This is a genomic window from Mesorhizobium sp. M2A.F.Ca.ET.067.02.1.1, assembly GCF_004023285.1.
Taxonomy (GTDB): domain Bacteria; phylum Pseudomonadota; class Alphaproteobacteria; order Rhizobiales; family Rhizobiaceae; genus Mesorhizobium.
Genome location: NZ_RZSB01000149.1, coordinates 1 through 9846, shown reverse-complemented (window position 1 = coordinate 9846; position 9846 = coordinate 1). Strand labels below are relative to the sequence as shown.

Genomic DNA, 9846 nt, shown 5'->3' with positions numbered 1-9846 from the left:
CGCCTGCCGCAAACAAGCGAGTTAAACCGTTTTAGGTGTCGCGCAAATTTGTTTGCGCTGCAGCATTTTCACGTTAATCATTGCGCCGTTCACCTCCTTTACGCTGCTGGAGCCCAGTCCTTGGCCATCACGAAGATCCTCGTCGCCAACCGGTCCGAAATCGCCATCCGCGTGTTCCGCGCGGCCAATGAGCTCGGTCTCAAAACCGTGGCGATCTGGGCGGAGGAGGACAAATATTCGCTGCATCGCTTCAAGGCCGATGAAAGCTACCAAGTCGGACGCGGGCCGCATCTCGCCAAGGACATGGGGCCGATCGAGAGCTACCTGTCGATCGAGGAGGTGATCCGGGTCGCCAGGCTGTCGGGCGCCGATGCCATCCATCCCGGTTACGGCCTGCTGTCGGAAAGCCCGGAATTCGCCGAGGCCTGCGCCGAAGCCGGCATCACCTTCATCGGCCCGAAGCCGGAAACGATGCGCCGGCTGGGCAACAAGGTCGCCGCGCGCAACCTGGCGATCGAGGTCGGCGTGCCGGTCGTGCCGGCAACCGATCCGCTGCCCGACGACATGGACGAGGTCAAGAAGCTCGCCGCTCAGATCGGCTATCCGGTGATGCTGAAGGCCTCATGGGGCGGCGGCGGCCGCGGCATGCGCGCCATCCGTGCCGAGGCAGACCTCGCGCGCGAGGTGATGGAAGGCAAGCGCGAGGCCAAGGCCGCCTTCGGCAAGGACGAGGTCTATCTCGAAAAGCTGATCGAGCGCGCCCGCCATGTCGAGGTCCAGGTGCTGGGCGACACCCACGGCAATGCGGTGCATCTGTTCGAGCGCGACTGTTCGATCCAGCGCCGCAACCAGAAGGTCGTTGAGCGCGCGCCGGCGCCTTACTTGAGCGAAGAGCTGCGCCAGGAGCTTTGCGGCTATGCGCTCAAGATCGCGCGCGAAACGAGCTATATCGGCGCCGGCACGGTCGAGTTCCTGCAGGACGCCGACACCGGCAAGTTCTACTTCATCGAAGTCAATCCGCGCATCCAGGTCGAGCACACCGTCACCGAGCAGGTGACCGGCATCGACATCGTCAAGGCGCAGATCCATATCCTCGACGGCTTCGCCATCGGCACCAAGCAATCAGGCGTGCCGGCGCAGAAGGACATCAGGCTCAACGGCCACGCGCTGCAGTGCCGCATCACCACCGAGGATCCGGAGCACAATTTCATCCCGGACTACGGCCGCATCACCGCCTATCGCGAGGCGGCCGGCTTCGGCATCCGGCTCGACGGCGGCACCGCCTATTCGGGCGCGGTCATCACCCGGTTCTACGATCCGCTGCTCGAAAAGGTGACGGCCTGGGCGCCGACGCCCGGCGAGGCGATTTCGCGCATGAACCGGGCGCTGCGCGAGTTCCGCATCCGGGGTGTGGCCACCAACCTCACCTTCCTCGAAGCGATCATCAACCACCCGCGCTTCGCCGACAATTCCTACACGACCAAGTTCATCGACACGACGCCGGAACTGTTCGAGCAGGTGAAGCGGCAGGACCGCGCCACCAAGCTGCTCACCTATCTGGCCGATGTCAGCGTCAACGGCCACCCCGAGACGCGCGGCCGGCCGGCGCCGAAGGCGAATGCGGCCGCACCCGTGGTGCCCTATCTCAACGGCCATATCCCAGACGGCAGCAAGCAGAGGCTCGATGCGCTCGGCCCGGAGAAATTCGCCGCCTGGATGCGGGCGCAGCGCCAGGTGCTGGTCACCGACACGACGATGCGCGACGGCCACCAGTCGCTGCTCGCCACGCGCATGCGCACCTATGACATTGTCGGCATCGCCGGCACCTATGCGCGCGCCCTGCCGCAACTCTTGTCGCTGGAATGCTGGGGCGGCGCGACGTTCGACGTCGCCATGCGCTTCCTCACCGAGGACCCTTGGGAGCGGCTGGGCAAAGTGCGCGAGGCGGCGCCCAATCTGCTGCTGCAGATGCTTTTGCGCGGCGCCAACGGCGTCGGCTACACCAACTATCCCGACAATGTCGTGCAGCATTTCGTCAAACAGGCGGCAAGCGGCGGCGTCGACCTGTTCCGCGTCTTCGACTGCCTGAACTGGGTCGAGAACATGCGCGTCGCCATGGACGCGGTCGGCGCCGAGGGCAAGCTGGTCGAAGCGGCGATATGCTACACCGGGGACATCCTCGATCCGGCGCGGGCGAAATACGACCTCAAATATTATGTCGGGCTGGCCAAGGAGCTGGAAGCGGCCGGCGCCCACATCATTGCCGTCAAGGACATGGCCGGGTTGCTCAAGCCGGCCGCGGCGCGCGTTCTGTTCAAGGCGCTGCGCGAGGCGACCGACCTACCGATCCATTTCCACACGCATGACACGTCGGGCCTTTCGGCGGCGACGGTGCTGGCGGCGGTGGAGAGCGGCGCCGACGCCATCGACGCGGCGATGGATTCCTTCTCCGGCAACACCTCGCAGCCCTGCCTCGGCTCGATCGTCGAGGCGCTGAAGGGGACCGAACGCGATCCCGGTCTCGACCCGCAATGGATCCGCCACATCTCCTTCTACTGGGAGGCGGTGCGCAACCAGTACGCGGCTTTCGAGAGCGACCTCAAGGGGCCCGCCTCGGAAGTCTATCTGCACGAGATGCCGGGCGGCCAGTTCACCAACCTCAAGGAACAGGCGCGCTCGCTCGGGCTGGAGACACGCTGGCATGAGGTGGCGCAGGCCTATCACGACGTCAACCTGATGTTCGGCGACATCGTCAAGGTGACGCCGTCATCCAAGGTGGTCGGCGACATGGCGCTGATGATGGTCAGCCAGGATCTCACCGTCGCCGATGTCGAGAACCCGGCCAAGGACATCGCCTTCCCGGATTCGGTCGTGTCGATGCTGCGCGGCGATCTTGGCCAGTCGCCCGGCGGCTGGCCAGCGGCGCTGCAGAAGAAGGCGTTGAAGGGCGACAAGCCGATCACGGTCAGGCCCGGCTCGCTGCTGAAGCCCGCCGACCTCAAGGCCAGCCGCAAGGATATCGAGACGAAGCTCGAGCGCAAGCTCTCGGAGTATGAGTTCGCTTCCTGGCTGATGTATCCGAAGGTGTTCACCGATTTCGCTGCCGCGCAGGAGACCTACGGGCCGGTGAGCGTCCTGCCGACACCGACCTATTTCTACGGCATGAAGTCGGAAGACGAGATCTTCCTCGACATCGAGAAGGGCAAGACGCTGGTGGTCCGCTGCCAGGCGTTCGGCGATGTCGACGACAAGGGCATGGTCACGGTCTTCTTCGAGCTCAACGGCCAGCCGCGCCGCGTCAAGGTGCCTGACCGCGCGCATGGCGCTTCCGCCGCCAAGGCGCGCCGCAAGGCCGAGCCCGGCAATGAGGGGCATGTCGGCGCGCCGATGCCGGGCGTGGTCTCGGCGCTTGCCGTGGCGCCTGGACAGGCGGTCAAGGCGGGCGACGTGCTCTTGTCGATCGAGGCGATGAAGATGGAAACCGCGCTGCACGCCGAACGCGACGGCGAGATCGCCGAAGTGCTGGTCAAGGCCGGCGACCAGATCGACGCGAAGGATCTGCTCATAGCCTTTAAATGACGGTCGGATCGTCATGCCTGGCGGGCGGCTGACAGCAGCCGTCCACAGCCGCTCGACAAGTGTCTTGACCCGCCGCGCCCGGTCGGGCAGGGAACCCGCTCCAATTCGCCGTGGCGGGAATCGCCCTGGCTTCAGAAGACGCGGAGAGAAAATGGCCGACGAAATCACCGAGACCAGCCAGACTGTAGCCGCCGGCCAGCTGCGCACCATCATCGAGCGCATCGAGCGACTCGAGGAAGAGAAGAAGACGATCTCCGACGACATCAAGGATGTCTATGCCGAGGCCAAGGGCACCGGCTTCGACACCAAGGCGATCCGCACCATCGTGCGGCTGCGCAAGAAGGACCAGGCGGAGCGGCAGGAAGAGGAGTCGATCCTCGACCTCTACAAGGCCGCTCTCGGCATGGTGTAAGCCCTCTTGGCCGGCAGCCGGTCATGACCGAATTCGACTTCGGCGGCCGCCGCGCCTCGGAGTTCCGCCATCGCGGCTTCTGGGCCCTGTTCGCCGAGCGGCATCCGCAGGAAAGAGCCACGCTTGCAAGGCGCGGGCCCTGGTTCTGGCAGCGCGGGCTGCCGGATTTCGCCCTGGTGCTTTCGATGTATGTCGCGCCGGCGCAAAACCATGTCGGCGTCTTCTTCGGGCGCAATGAGAAGTTCGGGGCAACGGACTCATGGTCGCGGCTGAAGCCGTTCCAGCCGGCGATCGAGGCGAAGCTGAAGCTCAAGCCCGAGCAGAGCTCGCAAGGTCTCGGCATCAACTCGCTATGGCATGTGAACTGCTATGCCGAGGACAACTGGCCGGCCATGACCGACTGGCTGGTGACAGAGTGCTCGCGCTTCGAAGAAGCCGTGACCGACGTCCTGGGGCGGAGATAGGCCGCCGGGATGACGGATTTTTTCCGCACGCGCTGGAGGGGTGAAGCGCCGCTCGACCGGCTGTTCTGGCGCGACATGCTGCTCGTCGCGACGATCCTGAGCATCGCCTCGTCGGCGCTTGCGCTGATCCTGCTTGGATTGAAGCTGCCGCTCTGGCTGGTGCTGGCGGTGCATTTACTGCCTGTTCCCTACAACATCTTCCTGACCATCGCCGTCTGGCGCACGGCGGAGAAGAGCGGCGGGTTCAAGGCGCAGCTGATGATGCTGGGTTCGGCGCTCTGGCTGATCGCGACGGTCGTGGCATGATGATCTTTCCCGGAGCAATTCCGGGCGGAAGGCTACGGCGAAGGCGCCGAACCTAACCGCGTCGCACTTTACCTGGAATCGCTCCAGACGAAAAAGGGCGGCCGAAGCCGCCCTTTGGGAGTTGTTTCCGGGATATCAGGTCGCCGGTTCGAAGCGCAGCGCCACGCCGTTGATGCAATAGCGCAGGCCGGTCGGCGGCGGGCCGTCCTCGAAGACATGGCCGAGATGGCTGCCGCAGCGCGAGCAGTGGCATTCTGTGCGGACCATGCCGTAGCTGCGGTCGACAGTGGTCTCGATCGAGCCCGGGACCGGATCGTTGAAGCTCGGCCAGCCGGTGCCGCTCTCGAACTTCAGCTTGGATTCGAACAGCGGCTGGTCGCAGCCGACGCAATAGAAAGTGCCGGCGCGCTTCTCATAGAGCAGGGCGCAGCTGCCGGGGCGCTCGGTGCCGTGATTGCGCATGACGGCATACTGCTCCGGCGTCAGCCGGGCGCGCCACTCGGCATCGGTGCGGGTGACGGGACAGGCGTGGGCGTCCATGAAATCTCCTCGCCTTGGCGGCTCGTTGTTGCTTGCAACGGGTATTCGTCGGAACATAGGCGTTTGTTACACGTGCCGCCAGCGAAAGCGGGCTAATCCCTGATACACGGATTTTGAAAGATTGCCGTTTGTCTTGGCGCAAGACTTTCTGCTCAGGCCCGTGAAATCGGCGCAAGCGCCGGGGATTGGTCGAGGCCGCCCCAACTTCGTCATTCTATGGCGGAGCAAGGAGCGAAGCGACGCGGCGCAGACCATAGAATCCATTCCGTGACTTGGAAGCGCCGCCACGGTGCAGAATTCTGCTCCGTTGCAGGCCTCGGCGAAGGTAACGGCATGGATTCCAGGGTCTGCGCGCGTCGCTTCGCTCCTTGCTCCGCCCTGGAATGACGATCGCGATGGGCGTTTCGGCCAATCTCCAAAGCATGCCGCCTGCCAATGCGAACGGAGCCGACCGGTCAACATCCCTGTGCCGGGGAACTAATGCTTGCGCGACAACTGCCTGGTCGCGGCTTCCAGCCCGGCCAGTGTCAGCGGGAACATGCGGCCGCCGAAGATCTCGCTGATCATGGCGATCGAGTGCGTGTAGCGCCAGTTCTTCTCGGCTTCCGGGTTCAGCCAGATCGCGTTCGGCCATTGCTGCAACAAGCGCACCAGCCACACGCTGCCGGCCTCCGGGTTCCAGTGCTCGACCGAGCCGCCCGGATGGGCGATCTCGTAGGGGCTCATCGAGGCGTCGCCGACGACGATCACCTTATAGTCCGGCCCGTATTTGTGGATCAGGTCGAAGGTCGGGATCGTCTCGGCCAGCCGCCGCCGGTTGTCCTTCCAGACGCGCTCGTAGAGGCAGTTGTGGAAGTAGAAATATTCGAGCTGGCGGAACTCGGCACGGGCGGCCGAGAACAGCTCCTCGACACCGCGGATGTGGTCGTCCATCGAGCCGCCGACATCGAAAAACATCAAAAGCTTCACGGCATTGCGCCGCTCGGGCCGTGTCTTGACGTCGAGATAACCGTGCTCGGCGGTGGCATGGATGGTGCCGGGCAGGTCGAACTCCTCCTCGGCGCCCTCGCGCACCCAGCGGCGCAGCCGCTTCAGCGCCACCTTGATGTTGCGGGTGCCGAGCTCGACGGTGTCGTCGAAATTCTGGAATTCACGCTTGTCCCAGACTTTCACCGCGCGGCGATGCCGGCTTTCATGCTGGCCGATGCGCACCCCTTCCGGATTGTAGCCATAGGCGCCGAAGGGCGAGGTGCCGCCGGTGCCGATCCATTTCGAGCCGCCCTGGTGCCGGCCTTTTTGCTCCTCGAGCCGCTGCTTCAAGGTTTCCATCAACTTATCGAAGCCGCCCAAAGCCTCGACCAGTTTTTTCTCCTCCTCGGTCAGGTGCTTTTCGGCCAGCCGGCGCAGCCATTCCTCGGGGATGTTGGCGACATCGACGGCGTCGGATCCGCCAAGCGCCTCGACGCCCTTGAAGACATGCGCGAAGACCTGGTCGAAACGGTCGATATGGCGCTCGTCCTTCACCAGGGCCGCGCGGGCGAGGTAATAAAAAGCCTCGACGTCATAATCGACCAGCCCGGCTTCCAGCCCTTCCAGCAGCGACAGATATTCCCTGAGCGAAACGGGAACCCGCGCTGCCTTCAGTTCGAGGAAGAAGGGGATGAACATGGTTGGGCTGCTATCTGTGCCCCTCGATCTTCTCGCGTGCCGCGCTTGCAATGAACGCGGAGCGGGTAAGGCCGCGCCGGCCGGCTTCTTCGTCTATTGCTGCCAACAGACCAGCATCGAGGGACAGATTGGCTCGGACAGGTCTTCCTGAATCGATCAGCACGGGGATCATCACCGCGGATTCGCCGGCGGTGCTATCGATCTCGCCTGACCGCAGCAATTGCGTCATCGTGCGAGGGGCAGGCATCGGCAGCTGCTTTGCTATCCGGGCCTCAGCCCATTCACGCATGGCCGACGTCGCGTCGGCGATTGCTTCCTCGGGATTTGCCCCGCCGCCGTGGCAACCGGGAAGATCGGGCACCCGCACGCCCCAGACATCGTCGGCTCCGTCGAGTACTCCGACATAGTGCGTCATGTGGATCGTCCTCAAATCCATCCGGCAAGTCGAGCGATCGAACGCGCCACACCCGGAGACTGTTCGCGATGACGGGGCACGATGATCATAGCGTCCGGCCTTTCCGGATGCTCACACTTTTCATGCTTGCCGCCACCGACATTCAACCAACCTTCGTGCAGAAGTCTCGCAACAATCTTGCGCGTATTGGTCTCTATCAGCGGCATCGCGCTCCCTATTATATGCGCAATATATTGCGCAATTTCTATCATTTCAACCACTGACCATGATTACAGCAGATCGTATTCAATAAAACCCGTGCGGCGCGCGACATGATCATAGAGCCGGCGCGCGGTGGCGTTGGTCTCGTGCGTCATCCAGTAGACGTTCTTCACGCCGATCTTGCCGGCCTCGTCCTGCACCGCTTTGATCAGCGCGGCGCCCACGCCTTTGCCGCGCACCTCCGGGTCGGCGAACAGGTCCTGCAGATAGCAGTTGTTTTTCTCCGACCAGCCGGAGCGGTGGTAGAGGTAATGGGTCAACCCAACGGCCTTGCCGTCGAGCGTGGCGATGAAACCTTTCGGCTCGAACTCACCGTCGGTGAACAGCCGCTTCCAGGTGATGGCGTAGACCTCTTCCGGCAGCTTGGTTTCATAGAAGGTGAGATAGGCCGTCCACAACCGGCGCCAGTCGGCGTGATCGGACTGTGCGAGCGGGCGGATGGTGATCTCGGACATTTTTCCTCCGATATTTGAATTTGACTCGAAGCTGCCGCTGCGGCCGCTTGCCGGCAACGGTCCACAGAAGGGGAAAGCGCTATTGCTGGCGGCTAAAGCGCGACGCGCTTCAGCTCCTTGTTTTTACGCATGTCGTTGTCCCAGAACCGCTCCACACTTCTGGGCGACATGCGTTATTGCTGCCGTCTGGCCATGAAGGCCAGCCGCTCGAACAAATGCACGTCCTGCTCGTTCTTGAGCAACGCGCCGTGCAGTTTCGGCAACATGCTCTTCGGCTCGGCGCGCAAATCCTCTGGTGCGATGTCGTCGGCGACCAGCAGGCGGATCCAATCGAGCGCTTCGGAGGTCGAGGGCTTCTTCTTCAGGCCCGGCACCTCGCGGATCTCGTAGAACTGGGTGAGGGCCGCCCGCACCAGGTTCTGCTTGATGCCGGGGTAATGCACCTCGACGATGCGGTGCAGCGTGTCGACGTCGGGGAAGCGGATATAGTGGAAAAAGCAGCGGCGCAGGAAGGCGTCGGGCAGTTCCTTCTCATTGTTCGACGTGATGATGACGATCGGCCTGAACTCGGCGCGGATCGTCTCGCCGGTCTCGTAGACGAAGAACTCCATCCGGTCGAGCTCCTGCAGGAGGTCGTTGGGGAATTCGATGTCGGCCTTGTCGATCTCGTCGATCAAAAGCACGACTTTCTTTCGCGCCGCGAAGGCGTCCCACAGCTTGCCGCGCTTGATGTAGTTGGCGATGTCGTTGAAACGTTCGTCGCCGAGCTGGCTGTCGCGCAGCCGCGACACGGCGTCATATTCGTAAAGGCCCTGCTGGGCCTTGGTGGTCGACTTGACGTTCCATTCGATGAACTCGAGTCCGAGCGCCGACGCCACCTGGCGGGCGAGCTCGGTCTTGCCGGTGCCGGGCTCGCCCTTGACCAGCAAGGGCCGTTCCAGCGCGATTGCCGCATTGACCGCCACCATCAGATCCTTGTCGGCGACGTAAGCCGCGGTGCCTTCGAAACGCATCTTCTCTCCTGGCGATTTGCGGCGACCCTAAGGAGCCACGCGCATGCGCGCAAGCTTCGAAGCCAAAGTGGTCCGCCTTGGCGATAGCCGACCAAGCAAATAACGCTCAAACGCCCATCCGTTTCTCTGGCGCTCGGCCACCCACCGGCCTATATTTGCTTTCGGCGGTCTGCGCTTCCCGGCAGGAGAAACTTATCCCCGGGGCCTTATCGATCCTTAGGGAGCTGTCCCTGGGAAGACCCGTGGGTTTTCTCACACGGCGCCCACCTACTTTGTAGGCACCCGGGATCGACCTCTCCACCGGTTGTGTGGATCGTCACTCTCCCGATTTCGGGAGACATGCGCTAGAAAACGTCGTTCCTAAGACTCCATAGAATCCCGGCCCTTTCTAGCGTCTGAGCATGACCTCACCGAAAGACCTGAAGAAACAGCTTCGCAAGGAAGCGCTGGCGCGCCGCGATGCGCTGGACGAATTCTGGCGCGTCGAGATCGCGCTCGAAATGGCCGAGACGGCAAAGGAGAAAATCGACTTCGAGCCCGGCCGCATCGTCTCCGGCTTCTGGCCGATGCGCTCGGAGGTCGATGTGCGGCCGCTGATGTTCGCGCTGCGCGAGAAGGGCGCCAGGCTCTGCCTGCCGGCGATCCTGGACAAGACCACGATCGTCTTTCGCGAGCTGGTGCGCGGCGCGCCGATGGTCGAGATGGGCTTCGGCACGGTCGGGCCGCATGAAGA

General features: G+C 63.4%; 11 protein-coding genes and 1 other RNA gene. 6 read left to right on the top strand and 6 right to left on the bottom strand.

The window, feature by feature from the left end; translation table 11 throughout:
- Positions 1-120: 120 nt before the first annotated feature.
- The 4 genes from pyc to EOA28_RS13260 all read left to right on the top strand — a co-directional run bounded on the left by pyc (position 121) and on the right by EOA28_RS13260 (position 4761).
- Positions 121-3579: a pyruvate carboxylase gene (pyc, locus tag EOA28_RS13275; RefSeq protein WP_127249634.1), complete on the top strand. Its 3459-nt coding sequence runs from the start codon at positions 121-123 to the stop codon at positions 3577-3579.
- Between the two features lie 151 nt (positions 3580-3730).
- Complete coding sequence (locus EOA28_RS13270; protein ID WP_040991643.1) at positions 3731-3991, top strand: DUF2312 domain-containing protein; 261 nt, start codon at positions 3731-3733, stop codon at positions 3989-3991.
- Between the two features lie 23 nt (positions 3992-4014).
- Positions 4015-4455, top strand: a complete 441-nt coding sequence (locus EOA28_RS13265) for a hypothetical protein (protein ID WP_127249633.1) — start codon at positions 4015-4017, stop codon at positions 4453-4455.
- Between the two features lie 9 nt (positions 4456-4464).
- Positions 4465-4761 carry a hypothetical protein gene (locus EOA28_RS13260; RefSeq protein WP_127249632.1) on the top strand — a complete coding sequence of 99 codons (297 nt, stop codon included), beginning with the start codon at positions 4465-4467 and terminating at the stop codon, positions 4759-4761.
- 135 nt (positions 4762-4896) lie between these two features.
- Here EOA28_RS13260 and msrB read toward each other — a convergent pair whose 3' ends face one another.
- The 6 genes from msrB to EOA28_RS13230 form a co-directional block, all read right to left on the bottom strand.
- Positions 4897-5301 (bottom strand): peptide-methionine (R)-S-oxide reductase MsrB, encoded by a 405-nt coding sequence (msrB, locus tag EOA28_RS13255; RefSeq protein WP_127249631.1) that lies wholly within the window; start codon positions 5299-5301, stop codon positions 4897-4899.
- Positions 5302-5778: 477 nt separating this feature from the next.
- Complete coding sequence (locus EOA28_RS13250) at positions 5779-6969, bottom strand: VWA domain-containing protein (RefSeq protein ID WP_127249630.1); 1191 nt, start codon at positions 6967-6969, stop codon at positions 5779-5781.
- Between the two features lie 10 nt (positions 6970-6979).
- On the bottom strand, positions 6980-7384 hold the full coding sequence (locus tag EOA28_RS13245) for a type II toxin-antitoxin system HicB family antitoxin (RefSeq protein WP_126080719.1): 405 nt from the start codon (positions 7382-7384) through the stop codon (positions 6980-6982).
- A gap of 11 nt (positions 7385-7395) precedes the next feature.
- Complete coding sequence (locus EOA28_RS13240) at positions 7396-7590, bottom strand: type II toxin-antitoxin system HicA family toxin (RefSeq protein WP_127249629.1); 195 nt, start codon at positions 7588-7590, stop codon at positions 7396-7398.
- Positions 7591-7653: 63 nt separating this feature from the next.
- Positions 7654-8100 carry a GNAT family N-acetyltransferase gene (locus tag EOA28_RS13235; protein ID WP_127249628.1) on the bottom strand — a complete coding sequence of 149 codons (447 nt, stop codon included), beginning with the start codon at positions 8098-8100 and terminating at the stop codon, positions 7654-7656.
- 173 nt (positions 8101-8273) lie between these two features.
- Positions 8274-9113 (bottom strand): MoxR family ATPase, encoded by an 840-nt coding sequence (locus tag EOA28_RS13230; RefSeq protein WP_127249627.1) that lies wholly within the window; start codon positions 9111-9113, stop codon positions 8274-8276.
- Between the two features lie 163 nt (positions 9114-9276).
- Here EOA28_RS13230 and ssrS point away from each other — a divergent pair.
- Both ssrS and EOA28_RS13220 read left to right on the top strand, forming a co-directional pair.
- A non-coding RNA gene (gene ssrS / locus EOA28_RS13225) (6S RNA) lies at positions 9277-9432 on the top strand.
- Between the two features lie 82 nt (positions 9433-9514).
- On the top strand, positions 9515-9846 hold a 332-nt coding region (locus EOA28_RS13220), incomplete at its 3' end, for a 5-formyltetrahydrofolate cyclo-ligase (protein WP_281060901.1).

Bases quoted from the DNA above. Each gene is read 5' to 3' on its own strand.
- EOA28_RS13260 (WP_127249632.1), top strand. From the start codon at position 4,465: ATGACGGATTTTTTCCGCACGCGCTGGAGGGGTGAAGCGCCGCTCGAC.
- EOA28_RS13245 (WP_126080719.1), bottom strand. From the start codon at position 7,384: ATGACGCACTATGTCGGAGTACTCGACGGAGCCGACGATGTCTGGGGC.
- EOA28_RS13230 (WP_127249627.1), bottom strand. From the start codon at position 9,113: ATGCGTTTCGAAGGCACCGCGGCTTACGTCGCCGACAAGGATCTGATG.
- msrB (WP_127249631.1), bottom strand. From the start codon at position 5,301: ATGGACGCCCACGCCTGTCCCGTCACCCGCACCGATGCCGAGTGGCGC.
- EOA28_RS13235 (WP_127249628.1), bottom strand. From the start codon at position 8,100: ATGTCCGAGATCACCATCCGCCCGCTCGCACAGTCCGATCACGCCGAC.
- EOA28_RS13265 (WP_127249633.1), top strand. From the start codon at position 4,015: ATGACCGAATTCGACTTCGGCGGCCGCCGCGCCTCGGAGTTCCGCCAT.
- EOA28_RS13240 (WP_127249629.1), bottom strand. From the start codon at position 7,590: ATGCCGCTGATAGAGACCAATACGCGCAAGATTGTTGCGAGACTTCTG.
- EOA28_RS13270 (WP_040991643.1), top strand. From the start codon at position 3,731: ATGGCCGACGAAATCACCGAGACCAGCCAGACTGTAGCCGCCGGCCAG.
- EOA28_RS13250 (WP_127249630.1), bottom strand. From the start codon at position 6,969: ATGTTCATCCCCTTCTTCCTCGAACTGAAGGCAGCGCGGGTTCCCGTT.